A 22,702-nucleotide genomic window follows, 5' to 3' on the forward strand; every position below is an offset into this window, starting at 1 on the left:
ATTGCACAGTTCAGCATAAATACACCATAGCGGGAATTAATACAATTTTTTATTTAAATTACTTTTTATTCTAATTCATCATTCATTTACATCCTCAATATGTGTTTTTCCTTTTTCTACTTCATTTTTATTATTGTGCTTCAACAAAAACCTTCCTCTATTTCCATATTGATCATAGATAAAAATTTCTATATCTTTCCAGGTATCCTGTAGATAAGGAAAAGACGAACTACTCACATATAATACAGAAAAGCAAATGGCATTAGGCTTTTGTCTAATCATGATCCCTAACTCAAAATTTATAGGCAACTCTATCCACTTAGTATTCCCGATAGAGATCCACTTTTTTTCACCTAAGGGCCAAAGAAAATGTATATAATATCCATCATGCCCGATGTCATTATGATATAATTGATAAGCACCAACATCTGGCATGTCATCAGATTGTAATTTCGCAATATATCGTTTTCCATAGTTGTCTTTTACCTTGAGCGATACATATGTATTATACTGTAACCAATTTCCTCCCAACTTTTTTCTAATTAACCAATCACCAAGATTACTAAAAATAAACTTACGTTCTATTTCTAAGCTAGACGCTGTATAAGTTATTTCATCTATTGCTTTTAACTGGACGCAATCATTACCAATATCTCCGTATGCTGTAGAATGCTTCCGATCCGGGGCTTGTACCAATGCCCCAATTTGTTTAACTTGATTTACCTCTTTAGCTGAACAATATACATAAAAGGTAAATCTCTTAAGTCCCTGAATTGGATTTACACTACTCATTTCAGTAAGCATTGAAGGATTAGGAACTGTAAAACTTGGGATTGCAGTAAATTCATTTGGAATATTCCTATACGACCATTTAAAATCACTTTTTTCTTCTGCGTTCCTAATAAGCTTTTCCCCTGTATTATAGTCAATAAGAAAAATATTCTCTGTAAGATCATCTAAGAGTTCTTCACTAATGTCTAGTATAATATTATCTTGTGTATTTTTTAACCTAAAATAGACATCTACCGTTGCCATATTTCTTCCATTGGCAAATATTGAAATTTCATTATTAATACTATTACGGCGCAATCTTATCTTTAAATCTGAGATACTATTCCAATTGTTATTTTTATCGTGAAATTGAATATTATTCATAACAAACTCCTTTATATTAAATGTTATTAAACAAAACACTTACAAATTGAGCATGAATACTATTTATCTTTTTAACCATATCATCATTTACAACCACATCATCATTTACCTTTACCAAGGCCAAGGTTTCTGGCTCGAAGATGCATTAAGATCCCAATCAGGCTTGTTCAAACGCCAAGGTTGAGGGTCAGACATTACAGCGATATTATAATCATTATTTTTATCTTTTCCTCTGAAAGTGAATGTTATATAGCGGGATATGAGATCACTAGCGGGAGTAAAACTAATTTTTTCAGTTGGATATTCATCACTGGGTATTGTGTTAATATTTATGACTTTTTTTTGAATTAATATATGTGTTTAAATATACATCTCTTTGTTCAATCTTATAGTCGAGAGAACTTACGATAGTCGAGAGAAGAGAAAGCAAAAGCTTGTGAGACTATACAAAATAGGAATACAATATAAACATAAAAAATATTTTTGATTGCATTTTTCATTTTTTATATCCTTAGATTAAAATGATTTATAAGTAATATTTCTGTAATAATCATTAAATTATTATCCATTAGATAAAATTGAATGTAATAACGCGAACGAGGTAAAAGCAATAAGTAAATTATATTAAAGTTATGTTTGTTGGGGTGTAAGAATAGACTAAAACACATAAAGTATATTTATGTGCCTTATTCAAACTACATATTCTTGTTAATAAGTATAGTCTAAATCTTAGAATAGTCTAAACCATGTACTGATTTTTTCTTTAGTACTAATAAATAGAGAGACTTTTGATACTACCGTGCTCATATCCAACGCAAGTGGCTCCGTACGAAACAATTGTCAGAAACAGTGTAACCGCATGACGCTCAATAAAGCCCATAAAAAAACCAGCGTTAAGATCGTCAATTTTCATTCGTGATATCATCTCAAACGCCGGTTTCTAATATAGCAAGCTTAATGGTTAAATTTTACAATTACCTGCCAAGCGATATCCTGCTTTTTTGGCTTCTGCTTCTGAGTTGAAATAAATTGCATTTTTATCTGCCACTGTTTTATAACCAGAGCATTGCGAAAAATGATAAATCTGGCTATTTTTATTTCCCTTAATCACACCATTTTTCGTTGTTTTTGCTGAGGTTCTTTGGGCTGTTAGCTGATTATTCCCCCCATGCAAATTATTCTGCCTTGACGTACTATTCTGCCTTGACGTACTATTCTGCGCCTCTTGCCCTTTCTGCGGTAATAAGCCTTGACCTGAATTTTTGTGGCCTAATTCCCATTTTTTGCTGCCGGTCACAAACGGGTTATGGTGTCCCATAATCTTGGCAATTCGGTTATCTCTTTCACGCTCTAAAGCATCCACTGGATACTTGCGATCCCATGCCATCATCAATTGTTGTTGTTGGCGTGACATAGTCAGGTTATAGCGGTCATGCATATAGAAATAGACTCTGGCAACCATGCCTTTCACTTTATCGCGTGGCTCAAACAAGCGTGATTTAAAATCCACCTTACTGCTACATGAGCCGTACATATTAGGTGTATTTTTGGCGACCATCCCGTAAGCAAAATTACTGCGATCACCATTAACTTCACCGATTGCTGGAGCCAAGTTATGCATGTCTGACTCCATCATGCGAAATACGGGGTCAGTATCAACGCAGTTTTTTCGTCCGCCATCTTGCCAGCATTGACGCTGATGTCCAAATACCCAAGCCGGAACCATATGTTCCCATTCAGTCCGTTCAGCTCTTGTTTGCTGTGATCTTATATCATATCCACAAGAAGCCAGATCAACACGCCCACCACTTTTGCCAACCCAATGCCAATCACAACCACAATATAATGTGCCTATGCCTGATTTTATTTGCCCGTCATAAACATTTTTTCTTGATTCTACTTTGGCTTGCTCGAAACTGGTTGGAGCGCTCCATGCATGAAAAGAGATGGTTAATCCAAAAATCAAAAGATAACGTGCCCATTGGGTAATTTTACTATTCAAAATAATACCTATTTACTTATTGTTCATAACATTTGTTATTCATAACATCTATTACGCATAACATCCGGCCATGATCTTGCCTGACAATACCATGAAATGACAAATATTATTCGTCGATTTTTCTTTAATGATTAGGAAGACATCAACTCATTATTTTAATTAATATGACTTAGTACACCAATTAACATACTTTATTAGAATGTTAAGCGTAAAAATATTACGTTTATTAAACTATTGAACTCTATTTATTTGAGTAGCCTGTGGCACTAAGGCATTTTCAAAATATTTAATTGAATATTGAATTTAGTAGGATAAATGTCCGTTAAAAAACAACCGTGCCAGAAAATAGCACGGTTGTATAAATTTTTGGTTAATAAGAAAACAATTTATCAGTTTTTAATCCAGATTTAGCCGATTATCTCACAACCAAAACAGAAATATTGGCATACCCTACAATGCCCGATGCATTTGAACCCAGTAAGTGAGTCGAGATATCAGGCCGACGAGATCCGACAATAATCAAATCTGCTTTAATCTCACGCGCTGTAGACAACACCTTATCCCGTGGAGAACCAAAGGCAACGGAGAAAGATACTTTATCTTTAGGCAAATCAATACGTTCTACGACTTTTTTAAGTTCCTCTTCAGAATTCGCTATTGCTTTTTTGGCAAAAGCGCTTAATAAATCATAGTGATAACTATAACTTACGGAAAATCTGGAAATATCGGGCACAGAGTGAAAAAGATGAACCTTTGCATTAGATATTTTTGCCAAAAATTCGGCATGCTTAATTGCATTATCAGTTAATATATCTTCTGAAATATCAATTGGAACTAAAATCGTGTTATACATATATACTCCTCTGTAATCGGATATAACTGCCAGCTATTGAGCATCAGTTCAAAATCAACAAAAACCACGCTAAATTAACATTCCCTTTGCTAACATTTTTTTGCTAATCGTTATCGCACTACTAATACAGATGTTTTTGCATATCTGACAACCCCAGCAGAGTTGGAACCTAACAGATGAGTCGTGATATTGGGTCGCCTTGAGCCAATGACAATCAAATCAGCATCAATTTCATTCGCTGTAGAAGTGATTTCGTCTCTTGGAGAGCCAAATGCAATCGAATAGGAGATCTGACCAATTGGTAATTCCATGGAATCAACCAGCTTTTTCAAGTCTTGTTCTGCCTTGATAGTCGCTTTGTCCTTAATTTCCATATAGCCTAGTGCATAAGCATTAATAATCGCTGATGAAATGGGTAATACATGTAAGACATGTAATTTAGCCCCTGTTTCTCTGGCGATCTTAAGCGCGCAGTCAACTGCCTTGTTGGTTAGATCTTCTTCTGAAATATCTACTGGTACTAAAATAGTCTTGTACATATGCACGCTCCTACTTACTGAAATACCAAGTTATCCTGATTTCTTTAGTATATTGAAATGCTGGAAACTTACTGTGAGTTATATAACACCTGAAACATGTTAGCTCCTATTCTGATTCTTAGATAGAGATTAGCCTGATAAGCTCATAAACATCCCAGCAATGGTTGCACTCATCAGATTGGACAAAGTCGCAGCCAGCAATGCCCTAAGACCAAGCCGTGCAATGTCTGAAGTCCGTTCAGGGACAACCGTGATAAATGCTCCGACGACAACGGCAATTGAACCAAAGTTGGCAAAACCACAAAGAGCAAATGAGATAACAGCAATGGTTTTGGCATCCAGAGCCACAGCAGGATTGTTTAAATAGGGAGAAAAGTTCACATAAGCTACAAATTCGTTGATTGCCAGTTTTTGCCCAATCAAACTTCCGGCTAAATCTGCATGTTCCCAGTTAACACCCATAATATAAGCCAAGGGGGAAAAGAGATAACCAAACAGGCTTTCCAGACTGACACCTTGCCAACCGAACAATTCACCAAAGCCACCAATAAAGCCATTGATCAGGGCTATCAGGGCAACAAAGGTCATGACTACAGTTGCAACACCAACCGCGATTTTCAGTCCAAGCATTGCACCACCTGCGGTTGCTTCAATAATACTGGCAGGCCGCTTTTCACTGAATGAAATCTGTTCAAATTGGACTTGTGATGGCTCGACTGCCGGACTGAGTAAACGGGCAAATAAAATGCCGCCAGGGATCGCCATCAATGATGCAGCCAGAAGATATTCTATCGGTACACCCAATCCAGCATAACCAACCAACATCGAACCGGCGATCGAGGCCATACCACTGCACATTACAGTGAAAAGCTCATTACGGTTCATTTTATTAACAAACGGTTTTAAAACTGCCGGCAATTCATTTTGCCCAAGGAATATTGTTGTCACCGCTGCAAAGGCTTCTATCTTGCTTATTTTCATTGTTTTTTGGAATACATATCCCAGGATATTAATGAACCATTTCATAATACCAAGATAATAAAGTATAGATATCAGCGAGGTAATAAAAATTATCGCGGGTAATACTTGAAATGCAAAAATAAACCCGGCACCATCAAATAACTCATTCATTTTAGGGCCAACTAAACCGCCGAAGATAAATGAGCTTCCTGCTGAGCTATAAGAAATAACGGCATTAACACCATTAGCCACATTATTAATTAACCATTTTCCCGCCGGGATATAAAGCATAATCGCACCAAGGCTTATTTGAAGAAATAATGCAGCCCCTACGGTACGTAATTTTATTCTTTTTTTATTAACAGAAAACAGATAACCAATAAAAAGCAGTATTACCATACCCAGTAAGCTGCGTAGAATATCCATGATTATATTCCCATTTTTTAGCCAGCAGAAAAATAGGTTACCAAACTTTTCAAACTGGCATTTATTTTATTATGATTTTGGATGAAAAAGTTTGATGGAAATTATTGTTTTTTATTTATCTCTTGATAGGCAAGAGCAACTTTTGCAGCCAATTTAGCATTATTAAAAACTAACTCAATATTCGCCTGTAAACTTTCTCCACCCGTTATTTCTGTCACTCTGGCCAGCAAGAAAGGAGTACTTTCTTTACCCAAAATTCCCTGTTTGTCTGCTTCATTAACTGCCTGTTCAATCGCATCATTAATTTGTTCTTCCGACATAGCAAATAGCTCAGGAATAGGATTGGCGATCACAACTCCCCCTTTCAGCCCTGAGTGCCATTTTACTTTCATGGCATGAGCTATCTGTTGAGGATCATCAAGCCTGACACTGACGGGAAATTGGCTGGTACGGCAGAAAAATGCAGGGAGTTTTTCTGTCTGGTAACCCACCACAGGCACGCCATGCGTTTCCAAATACTCTATAGTCAATCCCAAATCAAGAATAGATTTGGCACCTGCGCACACGACTGCAACATTGGTCATGGCTAATTCTTGCAAATCAGCCGAAATATCAAAGGAGCGTTCTGCGCCACGATGAACACCACCGATACCTCCTGTTGCAAATACAGCAATGCCCGCCATTTCTGCAATAATCATGGTTGAGGCAACGGTCGTTGCACCGTGTTTTCCCGCAGCAATAACAAAAGGTAAATCACGGCGGCTGACTTTAGTGACCAGATGCCTTTCTTTTGCCAATAACTCAATTTCATCATGAGATAGCCCGACTTTTATTCGCCCCTCAATAATAGCGATGGTTGCCGGAACAGCTCCATTTTCCCGAATACACTGCTCAACCTGCAAAGCTGTTTCCCTATTTCGCGGATAAGGCATGCCGTGGGAAATAATAGTAGATTCCAATGCAACGACAGGCCGATTATTTGTCAATGCGTGAACGACCTCTGGAGAAATATCTAAATACTCATTTAATGCCATATTTTTATTCATGATTTTAATTCCAACAATTTTTTCACTTTACTACAGGATAAATTCGGGTAATTAGTCAATTCTGAGGATAAAGTAAGCGCAGAACAGCCTTGCGAAAAACGGATACTCTCTTCCAGTGTCATCCGTTCCAGCCAACAATGAGCAAGACCAGCCATCATTGCATCACCAGCGCCATTGGTATTGACAATATTGATTGGAATGGTTGGCGAATATCCCGCGACACCCCCCATTTCACTGTAATACACGCCATCTGTTCCCATGCTCAAAGCCAATCGTTGAACGCCTTGTTGATGGAACCAAGCAGCCACATCAACAGCATCTGCCAATGTCATGATTTTTATCCCGCTGAGTATTTCAGCTTCAAGCCGATTGGGTTTTAAAGTGTGAATATGAGATAGCCAATGACGAATTTTATTTGCTTTAAATGTCGATACAGTATCAACAAAGATCGGAATATTTTCTGCATGACAGAATAACCACTCTAATGCATCTTCCGTTAAATTACAGTCAACAATCAATACACCCGCATTCTGAATTAGAGTTTTAGATTGGGATAATAAAGCAGGTGTCAGTTTTTCCAATATATTCATATCATTGACCGCAACCCGCATTTCTCCTTGTTCATCAATTAATGAATTATAAGTTGACGTAACTTCACCTGCCAATTTATGAAGATAATCCGTGTAAACACCTGATAATTTTGTTTGCTCAAATAGCGTTTCCCCATAAAAATCATCACCAATAACAGAAATCAAATAACTTTCGTTACCTAACAAAGCGATGTTATGAGCAATATTTCTCCCCACTCCCCCTGCCGTGGATTTATTTTTTCCCGGATTAGAGTCCTCATAGATTAGTTCAGAGAATACGTAACTGGTAACATCCATATTGGTCGCACCGACCGTTACCGCATAACTATTTTCTGAAAGAATATAGCCCTTTCCTTTTATATCCCCTTTTTTATTCAGATTCATAATATGTCCCGCTACACATGAACGGCTAATTCCAAGAAGTTCGGCGATTTCCTGCTGTTGAATAAAAGGATCTCGCCTAATGATCCGCAATATCTGTTTCTCCCGATTTGCCATGTCATGTCCTTGTTGATGTTTTGAACATGACAATTTTCTATTCCATCGCTGCGTGACAGTAAAGTTTATTTATGTGGTTTATTGTCAATGTGAGGAAGTGATCGTAGGCCGTATGAAAAGAGGCTCACCCCCGATAACCATGACAGACATCACTATATTTATAGCATTAATTTACAAAAAGAAGATATTTTATATCATTTAGTCGAATGAATAATGTTTTATTCTGTGATAATAACAATAAAAACAATCAGATCCATAAAGCATAGAATAAAACCAACATATGTTTATTTTTCTATTATTCTTATTTTTTGAACGGGCAGTGAATTGTTTGTTACATCAAATGATGATTTATCTCACAACAAAATATGTATTCCATCTTGTTTAATAATATAAAAAAAGGTGCTGATATTTCAGCACCAAAATTACTACCAAAGTATGTGACTCCCGAAAAAATATGTAACACCTGAAAAAATATGTAACACCTGAAAAAATATGTGATACCCAAAACCTAAGTTAATCGTTTTTATCCAACGGGAAAGGTACAGGATGTTTTGTATTGTAATTAAAGGTATACATAGCCGTTATTATCATCATCACAACCAATGTCCATACCACTTCTTTTGCTCCCGTTCCCATAACTGCCCAGATGCAATAAATAAAGGCAATAAACGTAATGACAATATATTGCGTTTTCTCTTTCCCAAAATGACCATGACCAACCAGCAGCAAAGCTGCGCAGGTATACAAGTAAGGGATCAGGGTAAAAATAACCGAGACGGAAGAAACCAACCCAAACTCTTTCGCTGCATTTGGGGAGATACTACTGAGCTGGAAAATCGTCATTAAGATGCCCAGAATCAACAAACCAGCAACAGGTGTTCCCGCTTTGTTCACTTTGGCAAAGATTGAAGGAAACAGCCCGTCATCTGCGGCAGCTTTGGCCGTTTGTCCTGCAAGTAATGTCCAGCCACCCAATGATCCTAAGCAACCTGCCGCAGCACAAAAGGCAACCACTGCTCCCGCAGTATCTCCCAGTGCCAATCTGGCAGCATCGCCAAAAGGTGAAGATGAGATTTTCAACGCCGCGTTGGGGATCATGCCCATAATTACGCTGCTGGACAGAACATAACAGACGGCAGCAATAAGCACACCACCGATAGTCGCAATCGGCACGTTACGCTTGGGGTCTTTAACCACTCCAGCAGCAACGGAAGCACTTTCTACGCCTATAAAAGACCATAATGTTACGTTTAAAATGCTCTGGATAGCGCCAAAGGTATTCAATCCACTGACGTTCCATGCATCCATATAGGTCTTACCGCTGAACCAAAACCAACCAAATACCGCAGTCGCCACAATCGGAATCAAGGCCAACGTTGTCGCCACAGCCTGCACTTTGGTAATAACATGTGGCCCAATGATGTTCAAAATGACAAATATCCAAAGTATTACGGTACAAGTGATGGTTAAGACAATGGGATCTTTTAAGATAGGGAAAAAATAACTCAGGTAGCCAGCACCAATTACAACCATCGCGATATTGCCGATCCAACACGCCAGCCAATACAGAAGGTTAGTCTGATACCCCAAAAAAGGGCCAAAGGCCCGTCGTGCATAAGCGTAAGAACCACCCGGACTGTCATCCAGTGAAGACATCTTGGCATAGACGATCGATAACCCCACGGCACCAAGGATAGTCACCAGCCACCCAAAAATGGCAATGCCTCCTGTTGAAGCCAAACTGGCAGGCAGAAGGAAAACGCCCGAACCCATAATGTTCCCCGCAACCATCAGGGTAACAGGGATCAATCCGACTTTTCTCGCCTCTGAAACTGTAGACATAATTTATCTTCCCGTTTTTATTTTTTTATGCACATAACATGATAAATACCGTTGATAATTTCTGTGCCTTCTGTTTCATGCTCAAAACCGGGGAATTCATGATCCCATTTTTGTAATGCATGCAAATACCCAATCTGAGGGCTGGCTTTATCACCAAAATTTTCGCCTGAAAGCAGCATTGGAATACCGGGTGGATACGGGATGATAGAGTTTGCAGCGATGCGATGGGGAAGATCGTCCAGTGCCACCATTTCCACATTATTGGTCACGATAGCTTGATAAGCGGTTCGCGGAGTCATTTCCATTTTGGGTAAGCCGGCATATGCCTGATTCAGTTTTTCACCCGGATTGTTCTGGCGTAAATAATCGAACATTTTATCGCCCAATTCTTTCAATCCTAAATGGCTATACACTTCTGGATGCTGGTTCACCAAATCTGGCAAAACATGCCCCAAAGGCGTATTGGCATCGTAATGGTGCTTGAAAGACAGTAAGGTATTAAACAATGTTCCCCATTTTCCTTTGGTGATCCCCATTGAAAACAAGAACATAATTTGGAAATCCGTGGTACGGGTGGGCACGATACCATGCTGGCCTAACCATGCGGTTACCAATGCAGCCGGTACACCTTGTTTTTTCAGCTTGCCATTATCGCCCATACCCGGAGCCAGAATGCTGACTTTAATCGGATCAAGCATGCTCCAGTCATCAGGTAAATTTTCAAATCCGTGCCAACTGTCTCCCGCACGCATTACCCAGCAACTTTGTTCTTTCGTCAGTAATTCCCTTGGGGCATCTTCAAAGGCAATTTTCTTGCCGGTAGCAGGATCTGTCACTTTTTCCTGATTCCAGGGCTTAAAGAACCAGCTTCCCTCCTTGCTGAAATCCCGATGCAAACGCGCTAATGCCTGACGAAAATCAACAGCTTCTTCAATAACTTCCTGAGTCAGGGAATAGCCGCTATTACCATCCATCATGGATACCGCAATATCATTTGAAGCGCAGATTGCGTACAAAGGCGATGTTGTTGCGTGCATCATGTAGGCTTGATTAAACCTTGAGAAATCAACGGGATTGCGCCCATCCCGCACATGGATGAAAGAGGCTTGAGATAGCGCATTCAACAACTTGTGAGATGAATGGGTGGCAAAAACCGTCGGCCCTGAGTGGTTTTTCGGTTCTCCGCGCATTGCGTAGTGATCATGATAAATCGGGTTAAACCGCGCATAGCCATACCATGCTTCATCAAAATGTATTCTATCGACACTTTTATCCAACAATTCCTGTACACGTTTGGCGTTGTAACAGACCCCATCATAAGTACAGTTTGTCACTACACTATAGACTGGTTTTTGATTGACCATGCCTTGCGTCAGTGGGTTCTGTTTCAGTTTTTTCTGTAGGGTTTTGATTTGCATTTCTTGTGGATAGATAGGCCCGATGATGCCATAACGGTTACGGCTCGGCAGCATATAGACAGGTTTTGCACCTGTCAGAATCAACCCCTGCTCAATGGATTTATGGCAATTTCGGTCAATGATGACCACGTCATCTTCGGTCATGCAAGCCTGCATAATTGTGCGGTTAGAGCCTGACGTGCCTACCACGACAGAATAAGAATGGTCTGCACCAAATACTCTGGCTGCGTATCTTTCACTTTCACCAAATGCACCGGAATGATCTAACAATGAACCCAAAGAGGCCCGCTCAATTCCCATATCGGTGCGGAAAAGATTTTCCCCATAATAGTCATGATAGAAGCGACCAACAGGTGTTTTATTAAATCCTACCCCCCCTTGATGCCCAGGCGCAGCCCAAGAATATTCATAAGTTTTGCTGTATTTCATCAATGCTGACATTAAAGGAGGAAATAATTGTTGGCGATAACGCTGCATGGCCGCAATGGCACGACCAGCTATAAAGTTTGCGGAGTCTTCCAATATCCAGGCAAATTCAGTTAACTTTTCCAATAATTCATGCTTTAGCAAAAATACTGTTTTTTCTCGATCACTTAACAAAAAGACCGGAACATTTTCCTGTCTCTCAAATAATTTATTTAATAGTTTCTGTATATGAAAATATAAATCATCATCCATGAGTGCAAAGCTGATCATGACACAATCGAACGGCTCATTGGCTGAAATTATTGTATAGCTATCATCAAAAGAATCAGCAATAACAACATCAATATCTTTCTCGATTAATTTATCTGCCAACCTATGTATTGCTTTGTCAACATAGTGACTATGATATCGCGTACCTACTTCGTTTTTTGCTATCAATACTTTCATGACATTATTCCTTACACTATCTCTACTTAAACTGACAGGATAAATTTATAATTACTTGGCAATGACCATTGAATGGCAAATATAACAACATAGTCATATAGATTAACTATTCAATATAGTGTTTATTTAAATTTGTGCAATTTAAGCAAATCGGCGAAAATCAGCCATTCTGCACATAACTCATATCATGCATATTGAAATAAAAGGAAAAAACATTAATCACCATTGTTTTAATATTATTAAAGGATTACTTTTTTAATTTAATTATTTACATTCTATCTGTTTTTTATATAAATTTCGAAAAATACAATGCGCATTATCGTTATATGGCATACCAAGACACTGTGGGATCTTGATGGAATTATTCATAGCATCCAAATGACCCCATCACCAATAAAGGGTTTTGCCAAATTACCTCATTATTAGAAGCAATAAATTTGGGCGTTTCGACTCATTTATTGAGTATTTGAGAAATATATTAATTGTATAAAAAAAGATAAATTGAAACCGCTATATTGAAATGTACCTTGGATTCACCTAATTTGAGTAAATTCAACATCCCTCATTTTTAACCATGAAAATTATCTAATTATGACGTTAATTTAACCGGAAATTTAGTAAGAGCCAGAGCACAATGGCGTAACAATGAAGATTTTCTTTACTGACATTACTATGGAAAAGTACGGGACGTCATTGAGTAAGTGCTGGAAGCTAACCCCGATTGAGCTGATTTGAAGGTTGTACAGCCTGATCTCTTCAAGATTGAACTAGTTGAAAACTCTGCTTCCATGACGCCCATCATTCGATTATGGGACTAACAATGAAAGAACATCCTGATTTATGGGCCGATTTATTAAACGGTCTGAAAAATGCCTGGCCGCAAATTTCTGGCTCCATTTTAGCCATCATGATTTGCTATGGCCGACTTATTTATGACGGTGTGGAGCGGAAAAATCGCTGGGTCGAGCCGCTACTGTGCGGAGCGCTGTCGTGGGGGTTTTCCAGTGGACTGGAACTATTCGGCATTCCAAGCAGTGTTTCACCCGCACTCGGCGGTGCTGTTGGTTTTATTGGCGTAGAAAAAATCAGAGAATTTGCTCTCCGTGCCATCAATAAACGTTTGGGAGATAAATAATGACAAGAGGGATTCGTAACCACAATCCGGGCAATATTCGCCACGGTGATAAATGGCAGGGTTTGCGTGATACCCAAACAGACAAATCATTTTGTCAGTTTGTGGCGCCGGAATATGGCATACGGGCAATGCTGAAAATTCTGCGTAATTATGAACGCAAATACGGAGATAACACCATTCGCCAGTTTATTTCCCGCTGGGCACCCCCGAATGAAAATAATACCGAGAGCTACATTGCTTATGTGTGTAAATCTGTTGGTATAGCCAGCAGCGCGGTGGTAGATGTGGAAAATGTCGCCACAATGAACCGACTGGTTAAAGCTATTATCCAAATGGAAAACGGTCAACAGCCTTATTCCGATACGGTTATTAAGCAAGCATTTGAATTGTTATAAAGTTCAACCTGTATATAATCACTATAAAAGCAATCACCGCCTATATTTTGGCGGTGATTTTTCGAGTATCCCCAATAAGTTTCAAGTTGTAACTCAACAATATCGTATCCTTCATCAACAATCGCAATGACCAAACAATAGTCGGTTAAATAATGCACCTGCTACAATGTATTAGCTCAGACTTGGCCTGATATTTACCGATTATTTATACAGATGTCCGTCAGATTAAATTCGGTTTAGATTCTTCTCTGCCCAGATCCGTTTGCCATCCTGTAAAGTATCCATAGACGTACGCCCACAACACATTTTACCCTGATGGCTTCGTTCATTATTGTAATGCGTCACATTGGAAACTTTCCCGCTGCCCCCTAATGGCAAACTCGACCGTCAGGCGTTGCCCGTTCCCGAACCATCCGCTTTCGTGGTACGTGGTTATGAATCCCCTGTCGGCAAAACAGAAACCGCGCTGGCCCAGATTTGGCAAAACTTATTAGGATTGGAAAAAATTGGTCGCCACGACCACTTTTTTGAACTTGGCGGTCACTTGCTGCTCGCTGTACAGTTGTTGAATCAAATGCGTAAACAAGATATGGAGGTTACATTGACTACTTTATTTTCTCATCCCACATTGAGGGATCTTACTTTAGCCGTTGGTGAGCACGTTGACCACACAGCATCTCCATTTGATGCAAACCCAGTACCGCTAAGCCCAACCGGTTCTTTGCCGCCTTTGTTCTTGGTACACGAAACTTCCGGCGACCCACTCGTTTATTCCCCACTGGCTGCTTTACTGCCGCCGGAACTTCCCGTCTATGCGTTGCAAGCCCTTGGCATCCACACACTTGAGCACCCTCCTGTATCAATCGAAGCTCTTGCGAGCTGTCATGTTCAGTCGATTCGCCGCATCCAGCCACAAGGGCCTTATCGTCTGGCGGGATGGTCGGTTGGTGGTTTGATTGCCTATGAAATGGCTCAACAGTTAATCAGTGACGGCGAGACGGTTGAGTTTCTCGGTATGATCGATTCCTATAATCATTCCAATAAAGATTATAATGAGCCAGCAACGACTACCGACCAATCTGTAGATAAAGATGCAAGGCGAATTGAGTTATTTATTGATTTACTGCGTACTCAAAAGAGTATTGTCGATGAACATGCTTTGGGAGAGCTTCACAACTTAAGTAATTTGGAGCAGGTTCTTGATCACTGCATTGAGCATCAATGGTTATCAACAGGTATCACACGTGAGGATATTCTCCTCCGTTTCTACACCGCTGAGATGACGACACAACTTGGTCAGGAGTATATCGCGCAAAAATCATCTTTACCTATCCACCTTTATACTGCGGATGAGTTAGTCAACGAAGATATTTGGCGCGGTTGGCACAGCATAGTTGGGCATAATTCGGTACTCCATCCTATTGGTGGGACGCATTTATCCATCATGCATCCCCCTTTACTAAACCAAATAGTGGATTCAATCACCGAAAATTTACGGGTAGTTCCGTCTTTCGACCCACACGTTATCATTCAACAGGGTTCTCAATCGGTATCGCCGTTATTTTGTGTGCCGGGTGCGGGTGCCAGCCCGTCTAGTCTGCTCGAATTGGCTCTATCATTCCCACAGCAACTCCCTGTATACGCTTTACAGGCGCGTGGATTCACTATCGAACATAACTTTCCTTACACCAGTGTTGAAGGGGCAGCTCGTGCCTACATCCAGAATATCCGACAAATTCAACCTCATGGCCCTTATCACCTACTAGGCCACTCTTTTGGTGGTTGGATCGCTTTTGAGATGGCTCTGCAATTACAAGCTGAGGGGGAACGTGTATCTGATCTCATCCTTATTGATACCGATGAACCTAACCAGCAAGATAGCGTCCCCAAATCAGTCAACCGTATTGAGGCGCTCATGGAATTGATTGATATCTATAATATGATATTAGAGCAGCCTCTTCCGCTCTCCAAACAAGATTTTGACGGACTGACATCGGATGAACAAATTCAGCTTCTGCACAATGCCTTGGTAAAAGCTGGCCTTTTCCCCGCAAAAACGCCCATATCATTATTGCAAGGGGTTATCCGCGTTATGCAAGCTAATTTGAATACTGGCTATATACCTCGTACTCGTTATGAGGGGCTTGTTCATCTGATCAATGCAGAAAAAGGCAATTTGGATGAAAGAAAAACTCGCGAAACCCAGTGGAGCCTTCACGCCACTGAACTAAACACGATGCTTGTGCCCGGTAATCATATGACCATGCTATCCTGCCCACAAATTGAGCAATGGCTTTCTGGATTGTGGCAGAAATTGGATTACATGACCAACTCCAATTCCGCGTTCTTGTTTAGGCAAGTAAAACCTCATGGATTCGTGCGATAGGAATAAATGAATAATAATTCGCAGTAATACAGAGAGTAATGTGGCTCTTATCACCGCCCTGTCACGGGGCGGATAAAACTTGAGAAAATATGATCGATATTATTAGTGACTTTAAAGAGGCAAACTATGCTGCATTTTCTTGACAGTCTGGATGAGCAAGAATGGCAAACGCTGCTCGAACTGGAAACGGATATTGCAGGTGACCCTGTCACTTATTGCCTCCGCAAGTTAAACAAACCAATGCATGAACTGACAGAGCTTGAAAGTAAATTCTCTTCAGTGATCATCCCGGACTCTCCGGTTAATACCGGGACATATGCCCAATATTTGAGCAAAGATATCCTCAATCACGTTGTACCCGTATCATCACCAACTTTTGTTGGTCACATGACATCGGCTCTCCCCAAACATTTACCTGTACTCGGCAAGATATTGACAGCACTGAACCAAAACTTGGTCAAACTGGAAACATCGCATATTTTGACGGCGCTGGAACGCCAAGTGCTGGGCATGATGCATAAGTTGGTATACAACCACGACGAATCTTTCTATAAACAGTGGCTTCACAACGGCGATCACGCGCTGGCGACCTTCTGTTCTGGTGGGACTCTGGCTAATTTGACTGCGATGTGGGCATGTCGCAATCAGCTCATGCCAGCCGATGATGATTTTGCTGGTCTTGCACGCGAGGGGTTAGCCAGAGGACTACTGCATTATGGTTATAGTGGTTTAGCAATTCTGGTATCGGAACTGGGGCACTATTCGTTGAAAAAAACCGTGGACGTGCTTGGTTTGGGACAAGATGCGCTGGTAAAAGTTGATACTGACAAAGATGGGCGGATCTGCATTGATGACCTGCTTACCCAATTACAGAAACTGCGCCAACGCAATATCAAGCCGATGGCTATTGTCGGAATAGCTGGTTCCACAGAAACCGGTTCGATAGATCCGCTGAACATTCTGGCGGATATCGCTGAACGGGAACAGTGTCATTTTCATGTGGATGCCGCTTGGGGAGGCGCAAGCCTACTGTCAGAACGCTATCAACATCTATTCGCAGGTATCGAACGTGCCGATACCGTGACGATCGATGCTCATAAACAAATGTATGTGCCAATGGGTTCAGGCATGGTGTTGTTCCGTCAGCCTACCCTTACCGATGCTATTGCTCAGCATGCGAATTACATTGTACGCAAAGGGTCTAAGGATCTGGGACGCCATACTCTGGAAGGTTCACGTAGTGCGATGTCACTTATGTTACACAGTAACTTCCATCTGCTTGGCCGACAGGGACTGGCACGCTTAATAGATGCAAGCATCGAAAAAGCACGGCAATTTGCGGATCTCATCCGCCAGCAAGAGGAGTTCGAGTTAATCAGTGAGCCACAGCTTTGCCTGCTGACCTACCGCTATGTGCCACCCATGGTATTACAGGCTCTGCGCGAAGGCCCAGAATCGGTGAAACAGCAACTGCATGAATCGCTTAATGCACTTAACCAAAGTATCCAGGCTATGCAATGGTCTGCGGGGAAATTTTTTGTTTCGCGCACCTGCATTAAGCCCGTGCAATGGAACCGACAGCCGACAACAGTTTTGCGTGTCGTGCTGGCGAACCCACTGACAACGTTGGAAATGCTTGGGAACATGCTTGAAGAGCAGCGTCAGTTGGCACGACAAAGCCCATTCTGGCAGGATTTGCAGGATTTAGTCAGTTAAGTGTATGACTTGATATCTGAGTGTGAAAAAACTCGATCCTATTTTTGTCATTTGGTTAAGAGGGGGAAACACAGTGCCTGAAGCGCACCCTTAACAGAGATGGTAAGGGTGCGAAATAGGATTAATTCCAACTCAAAGTGCCGTTTGCAAGCCCTTGTGGTAAGTTCTTTCACTATAAAACTCCTTAATTTATTTTCGTGATAGATTTTTTGTCTCTAACTATTTTCATGAAGAAAAACACCATTACGCCGGAAAAAATTAATGCTTCTGTAATGGTGCTTGAAACTTCTAATTTTTCCGAAAAAAAAATAGAAAAGAGCCAAACAAAAGTAAAGTAGATGAGGAAATACAAAATAAATGCAATTACTTTCTTCATGACATGCCCTCCATGTTCAAAATAACGTTATAATCTCACAATTACGAAGTTCAATTGTACAAAAATCGTGTTTAACATTACCTAAACAGGAATAAAAATAAGTAACCGTCCAAGTTCTTCGTTGCTTCTGATAACAAATTTTGCATTAATCATTTCATATCAACATAATAACTTTCAAAGTTTAGCTTGTACAATATTGTCTGGATTGTCTGGATACTTTGCGAATTAACATCAGGCTATTATAAAATCAATAAAAGATATCTAAATATCTTTCTGTTTAAGGTGTGTATAGAAAAGTTGTTATATAACCACCTTAGGTAAATAATATAATAAAATAATATAATGATAGTGGTTGATTTTACGCAAAGGAAATATCAATATCTTTCCTGAGCAGCAAAAGACAGATATTGAATGACTTTAAAAATAAACTTGATGATATCTTGATAATATAAAGGCGAACCCCAATTTAGCAGGAGGCAGATTGTGTGATGCTTATAACGAAAAAGTAACGTTTTCTCAATGAGGTATAATATGTTGTTTCGGCAAGAAGCAATTGATAATAAAAAAATTAAATGGAATGGAAAAGCAATTTTACTTCCGGGAATACCAGTGTGGTTAGTCATTGGAGGCGGAGTTTTTTTTCTAATTATTTGTTTGACCTTTGTTATTTTTGGTTCTTATACCCGCCGCATAAATGTCAGTGGTGAAATTACTACTTATCCGAGAGTGGGCAATATTAGTTCACCCGTACAGGGATTTATAGTAAAGAAATTTGTGACAGAAGGGAAAATGGTCAAAAAAGGCGATCCTATTTATCTGATTGATGTAAGCAGAACAACCCAACATGGTGTTGTCAGTGATAATCAACGAAAAAACATTGAAGAACAAATAGAAAATATCAATCTGATTATATCTCGCATTAAAGATAATAAAAAGTCGACATTAGATTCTTTAGAAAAGCAGAAAGAGCAATATACAAAGTTTTTTAATCAATCTTCTAGTATTATTAAAAAAGAAACAGAAGGCGTTAAAGCTATCAAAAAAAACATGGAAGATTATAAAAAATATCAAAAAAGAGGCCTGATAAATAAAGATCAAATGATGAATCAGGTTAATTTATATTACCAAAGGCAAAGTAATTTATTAGGGTTAACTCATCAAAATGATCAAAATTCATTACAAATAATTAATCTTAAAAGCCAGATACAAACGCAGTCAACAGAATTTGATAACCGAATTAATCAAATGGAATTAAAACGATATGATTTACAAAAAGAATTAACAAATATTGACGCGGGAGATTCGATTATTATCCGTTCATCATCGAACGGCAAGATAAATTCCCTCAGTGTCACAGAAGGACAAATGGTGAATGTTGGCGATAGTTTAGCGCAAGTTATTCCTGAGATTATCAAAAACTACTATCTTGTTATATGGGTACCTAACGATGCTGTATCATATATAAAAAAAGGTGATAAAGTTAATATTAGATATGAAGCCTTTCCTTCAGAGAAATTCGGTCAATTCCCAGGAGTCATTGACGTTATTTCAAAAGCCCCGGCATCCCCTAAGGAAATGCAAACTTATCAAGGTTCACCTATAAATATGCAAGCAAATTCTACTACTTATTACAAAGTAATCGTTAAGCCTGAAAAACAGCGTGTAAAATATAATGGTCATTTTTTAAATCTGGAAAATGGAATGAAAGCTCAATCTACTCTTTTTCTGGAAAATAGAAAAATTTATCAGTGGATGCTTTCACCATTTTACGATATGAAACATAGTGCTATGGGACCTGAGCAATGATTAACTCCACATTTAATAACATCATTAAAAAATTGGACATTGGCTTAATGAAACGAGTCTCAATAATCCATCAAACGGAATCATCAGAATGTGGATTAGCTTGTTTAGCGATGATATGTGGATACTATGGGAAAAATATCGATCTGATTTCACTTAGGAAGAAATTTAACATTTCGGCTCGGGGAACCACTCTGGCAGAGATTAAAGATATTGCTGACCAATTAAGTATGACAACTCGAGCATTATCATTGGATCTTGAAGAGATAAGTGCTTTAAAAACGCCTTGTATTCTTCACTGGGATTTTAATCACTTTGTGGTATTGATTAGTACGCGTAGAAATCGAGGTGTTATCCATGATCCAGCTCGGGGACGGCGGGTGGTTGGACTGGCCGAAATTTCCCGGCATTTTACCGGAGTAGCCATGGAAGTCTGGCCGAGTAGTGAGTTTAAGGCTGAGACAATTCAAAACCGGGTGAAATTGAGGACGCTTATTCGCAGTATACAAGGCATAAAAAGTGCTTTGATAAAAATCTTTTGTTTATCTATCGTCATTGAATCTATCAATTTGTTAATGCCTGTGGGAACACAGTTAGTTATGGATCATGTTATTCCTTCGGGTGATCGTGGATTACTGACGCTTATCTGTACTGGGTTGATGTTCTTTATTCTGCTGAATACTATCGTGGGCATGATACGTGCCTGGTCATCCTTGATAATGGGAACGTTAATAGACGTTCAGTGGAAAGCAGGATTGTTTTCGCACCTTTTACACCTTCCCTTAGCTTATTTTGAGAGAAGAAAACTGGGTGATATTCAATCTCGCTTTAATTCACTTGATACACTGCGCACCACGTTTTCGACCAGTGTAGTCGGTGCGATCATGGACGGTATTATGATTATAGGTGTGCTAATCATGATGATCTTATATGGTGGCTACCTAACTTGGGTTGTTCTGGCCTTTACTGTACTCTATGTGCTAATCAGGCTTTTTACTTATAATTACTACCGTCAGTCATCAGAAGAAATGCTAATCAGGGAAGCACGCGCCAGTTCATATTTTATGGAAACGTTGTACGGAATCTCAACGGTTAAAATGCAGGGAATGATGGAATTACGTAGTACCCACTGGCTTAATCTTGTTATTGATAAAATCAATACAGGTATAAAAGTCACGAAAATGGATCTGTTTTTTGGTGGTACAAATACGTTTATTATGGCTTGTGATCAAATAGCTATTTTATGGTTGGGTACTATGCTAGTTATTAATAATCAGATGACCATAGGGATGTTTGTGGCATTTGGGGTATTCCGGGGATTGTTTTCCAATCGTGTAACATCTCTGACAAATTTTTTACTCCGGCTACGAATAATGAGTTTGCACAATGAACGCATTTCAGATATTGCATTAAACGAAGTGGAAAAAACAAAACCGGTGATACCATACGCTCCAAAAATGACTCCTGCTTCACTTGAAACTCAGGACTTAGTTTATCGTTACGATAGTCAATCATTGCCAGTTTTCAGCAATCTGAATATCTGTATCAAACCAGGCGAAAGTGTAGCGATAACAGGACATTCCGGGGCAGGAAAAACGACGTTACTGAAAGTATTATGCGGATTATTTGAACCTGAATCAGGAAAAGTTATTATTGACAATATAGATATACAACAGTTAGGAATAAATAATTACCGTAAGATGGTTGCCTGTGTGATGCAAGAGGACAAGTTATTTTCTGGTTCGATAAGAGAAAATATATGTTGTTTTTCTGAAAGTAGCGATGAAACGTGGATGATTGAATGTGCTAAAATAAGCTTTATTCATGAAGATATTATGAATATGCCAATGGGATATGAAACACTTACCGGTGAATTAGGAGAAGGTCTTTCTGGAGGACAAAAGCAAAGGATTTTTATTGCTCGTGCACTTTACCATAAACCACGTATTCTTTTTATGGATGAAGCGACAAGTCATCTTGATGTGAATAGTGAAGAACATATAAATCATGCAATAAAACAGCTAAATATCACAAAGGTTTTTATAGCTCACAGAGAATCAACGATAAGATCGGCAGATAGAGTTATAAAAATAGCTGATTGTTTATAATGAAATAAATATTTATATCCTAAGAAGGTATTTTTTATAAAGAATAAAAAATCAATTGGTTTAATGAATATAATTCATTGTTTATTACCATATTGATTTTCCATTCATTCTTAAAAAACAAGACCGATAATAGCAAGATTAATGTTATATCAGTAATGTTTATATTTTGGGAATGAATTATATTGTAGTTGTTTTATTTAAACGTTTAACAAAAGGAAAGTATGATGAAAGAAATTGATAATGGCTTGCTGAATCATGTTTCAGGTGGTTCTATAGCTTCTCAAGCTATACAAGAAGCTATACGATTGGGTAAGGATATTGTTTGCGGGGGGCTATCAGATTTTCAATCAGGTAAGGACAATGGAGAACTTATAAAAAATTCTATAGTTAGAGCACTAGAAAGAGGATTAGAAAGAGGACTAGAAGTAGGAGCCGATTGGCTTTATGGGAAAATTACCCCTCTTCTAACTAAGTAGATATAAATGTAATTCATTGTATAGTAATTGCAAAGTGCCGGTTTTTTTATCCGGCGCTTTGTTTTAACGCACTTTGTTTTAACTAGAATATCCAACACTATTTCA

General features: G+C 39.2%; 17 protein-coding genes and 1 pseudogene. 7 read left to right on the forward strand and 11 right to left on the reverse strand.

The window, feature by feature from the left end; translation table 11 throughout:
* Positions 1-78 precede the first annotated feature (78 nt).
* The 9 genes from PSI14_RS00140 to adiA form a co-directional block, all read right to left on the reverse strand.
* Positions 79-1,155 carry a hypothetical protein gene (locus PSI14_RS00140; RefSeq protein ID WP_273573805.1) on the reverse strand — a complete coding sequence of 359 codons (1,077 nt, stop codon included), beginning with the start codon at positions 1,153-1,155 and terminating at the stop codon, positions 79-81.
* Positions 1,156-2,116: 961 nt separating this feature from the next.
* Entirely contained in the window at positions 2,117-3,121 is a 1,005-nt protein-coding gene (locus PSI14_RS00145; protein ID WP_370688799.1) for an endonuclease, read from the reverse strand.
* 451 nt (positions 3,122-3,572) lie between these two features.
* Entirely contained in the window at positions 3,573-4,010 is a 438-nt protein-coding gene (locus PSI14_RS00150) for a universal stress protein (RefSeq protein ID WP_273573808.1), read from the reverse strand.
* Between the two features lie 110 nt (positions 4,011-4,120).
* On the reverse strand, positions 4,121-4,549 hold the full coding sequence (locus PSI14_RS00155; protein WP_273573809.1) for a universal stress protein: 429 nt from the start codon (positions 4,547-4,549) through the stop codon (positions 4,121-4,123).
* Between the two features lie 129 nt (positions 4,550-4,678).
* Positions 4,679-5,935 (reverse strand): NupC/NupG family nucleoside CNT transporter, encoded by a 1,257-nt coding sequence (locus PSI14_RS00160; RefSeq protein ID WP_273573811.1) that lies wholly within the window; start codon positions 5,933-5,935, stop codon positions 4,679-4,681.
* A gap of 101 nt (positions 5,936-6,036) precedes the next feature.
* A complete protein-coding gene (locus PSI14_RS00165) occupies positions 6,037-6,981 on the reverse strand; it encodes a pseudouridine-5'-phosphate glycosidase (RefSeq protein ID WP_273573813.1) in 945 nt (314 codons plus the stop codon).
* A complete protein-coding gene (locus tag PSI14_RS00170; protein ID WP_273573814.1) occupies positions 6,978-8,069 on the reverse strand; it encodes a PfkB family carbohydrate kinase in 1,092 nt (363 codons plus the stop codon). The genes PSI14_RS00165 and PSI14_RS00170 overlap by 4 nt, the downstream gene beginning before the upstream one ends.
* Positions 8,070-8,582: 513 nt before the next feature.
* Entirely contained in the window at positions 8,583-9,911 is a 1,329-nt protein-coding gene (gene adiC / locus PSI14_RS00175; protein WP_273573815.1) for an arginine/agmatine antiporter, read from the reverse strand.
* Positions 9,912-9,928: 17 nt separating this feature from the next.
* Positions 9,929-12,202: an arginine decarboxylase gene (gene adiA, locus PSI14_RS00180; protein WP_273573817.1), complete on the reverse strand. Its 2,274-nt coding sequence runs from the start codon at positions 12,200-12,202 to the stop codon at positions 9,929-9,931.
* 820 nt (positions 12,203-13,022) lie between these two features.
* On the opposite strand from adiA, the gene PSI14_RS00185 reads away from it, so the two are divergent.
* Entirely contained in the window at positions 13,023-13,337 is a 315-nt protein-coding gene (locus PSI14_RS00185) for a phage holin, lambda family (RefSeq protein ID WP_086109151.1), read from the forward strand.
* Positions 13,337-13,732, forward strand: a complete 396-nt coding sequence (locus PSI14_RS00190; RefSeq protein ID WP_273573819.1) for a structural protein — start codon at positions 13,337-13,339, stop codon at positions 13,730-13,732. Before PSI14_RS00185 ends, PSI14_RS00190 begins: the two co-directional genes overlap by 1 nt.
* Positions 13,733-13,957: 225 nt before the next feature.
* Here PSI14_RS00190 and PSI14_RS00195 read toward each other — a convergent pair.
* Positions 13,958-14,077: pseudogene (locus PSI14_RS00195) on the reverse strand (IS481 family transposase); the annotation flags it as partial.
* Position 14,078: 1 nt separating this feature from the next.
* Between PSI14_RS00195 and PSI14_RS00200 the strand changes: the two are divergent.
* On the forward strand, positions 14,079-16,118 hold the full coding sequence (locus tag PSI14_RS00200; protein ID WP_273573821.1) for a thioesterase domain-containing protein: 2,040 nt from the start codon (positions 14,079-14,081) through the stop codon (positions 16,116-16,118).
* Between the two features lie 126 nt (positions 16,119-16,244).
* Positions 16,245-17,834: a pyridoxal-dependent aspartate 1-decarboxylase PanP gene (panP, locus tag PSI14_RS00205; RefSeq protein WP_273573823.1), complete on the forward strand. Its 1,590-nt coding sequence runs from the start codon at positions 16,245-16,247 to the stop codon at positions 17,832-17,834.
* A gap of 184 nt (positions 17,835-18,018) precedes the next feature.
* Here panP and PSI14_RS00210 read toward each other — a convergent pair whose 3' ends face one another.
* On the reverse strand, positions 18,019-18,210 hold the full coding sequence (locus PSI14_RS00210) for a hypothetical protein (protein ID WP_273573824.1): 192 nt from the start codon (positions 18,208-18,210) through the stop codon (positions 18,019-18,021).
* Between the two features lie 534 nt (positions 18,211-18,744).
* On the opposite strand from PSI14_RS00210, the gene PSI14_RS00215 reads away from it, so the two are divergent.
* The 3 genes from PSI14_RS00215 (at position 18,745) to PSI14_RS00225 (ending at position 22,597) form a co-directional block, all read left to right on the forward strand.
* Positions 18,745-20,016 carry an HlyD family secretion protein gene (locus PSI14_RS00215; protein ID WP_273574087.1) on the forward strand — a complete coding sequence of 424 codons (1,272 nt, stop codon included), beginning with the start codon at positions 18,745-18,747 and terminating at the stop codon, positions 20,014-20,016.
* Positions 20,013-22,121: a peptidase domain-containing ABC transporter gene (locus PSI14_RS00220; protein ID WP_273573825.1), complete on the forward strand. Its 2,109-nt coding sequence runs from the start codon at positions 20,013-20,015 to the stop codon at positions 22,119-22,121. Before PSI14_RS00215 ends, PSI14_RS00220 begins: the two co-directional genes overlap by 4 nt.
* 224 nt (positions 22,122-22,345) lie before the next feature.
* Positions 22,346-22,597: a hypothetical protein gene (locus PSI14_RS00225; protein ID WP_273573826.1), complete on the forward strand. Its 252-nt coding sequence runs from the start codon at positions 22,346-22,348 to the stop codon at positions 22,595-22,597.
* Positions 22,598-22,702: the final 105 nt, after the last annotated feature.

It is taken from the genome of Xenorhabdus anantnagensis (genome assembly GCF_028598555.1).
Taxonomy (GTDB): Bacteria; Pseudomonadota; Gammaproteobacteria; order Enterobacterales; family Enterobacteriaceae; genus Xenorhabdus; species Xenorhabdus anantnagensis.

Bases quoted from the DNA above. Each gene is read 5' to 3' on its own strand.
- PSI14_RS00225 (WP_273573826.1), top strand. From the start codon at position 22,346: ATGAAAGAAATTGATAATGGCTTGCTGAATCATGTTTCAGGTGGTTCT.
- PSI14_RS00155 (WP_273573809.1), bottom strand. From the start codon at position 4,549: ATGTACAAGACTATTTTAGTACCAGTAGATATTTCAGAAGAAGATCTA.
- PSI14_RS00140 (WP_273573805.1), bottom strand. From the start codon at position 1,155: ATGAATAATATTCAATTTCACGATAAAAATAACAATTGGAATAGTATC.
- adiC (WP_273573815.1), bottom strand. From the start codon at position 9,911: ATGTCTACAGTTTCAGAGGCGAGAAAAGTCGGATTGATCCCTGTTACC.
- PSI14_RS00185 (WP_086109151.1), top strand. From the start codon at position 13,023: ATGAAAGAACATCCTGATTTATGGGCCGATTTATTAAACGGTCTGAAA.
- PSI14_RS00210 (WP_273573824.1), bottom strand. From the start codon at position 18,210: ATGAAGAAAGTAATTGCATTTATTTTGTATTTCCTCATCTACTTTACT.
- PSI14_RS00220 (WP_273573825.1), top strand. From the start codon at position 20,013: ATGATTAACTCCACATTTAATAACATCATTAAAAAATTGGACATTGGC.
- adiA (WP_273573817.1), bottom strand. From the start codon at position 12,202: ATGAAAGTATTGATAGCAAAAAACGAAGTAGGTACGCGATATCATAGT.
- PSI14_RS00160 (WP_273573811.1), bottom strand. From the start codon at position 5,935: ATGGATATTCTACGCAGCTTACTGGGTATGGTAATACTGCTTTTTATT.
- PSI14_RS00165 (WP_273573813.1), bottom strand. From the start codon at position 6,981: ATGAATAAAAATATGGCATTAAATGAGTATTTAGATATTTCTCCAGAG.
- PSI14_RS00150 (WP_273573808.1), bottom strand. From the start codon at position 4,010: ATGTATAACACGATTTTAGTTCCAATTGATATTTCAGAAGATATATTA.
- PSI14_RS00190 (WP_273573819.1), top strand. From the start codon at position 13,337: ATGACAAGAGGGATTCGTAACCACAATCCGGGCAATATTCGCCACGGT.
- PSI14_RS00170 (WP_273573814.1), bottom strand. From the start codon at position 8,069: ATGGCAAATCGGGAGAAACAGATATTGCGGATCATTAGGCGAGATCCT.
- panP (WP_273573823.1), top strand. From the start codon at position 16,245: ATGCTGCATTTTCTTGACAGTCTGGATGAGCAAGAATGGCAAACGCTG.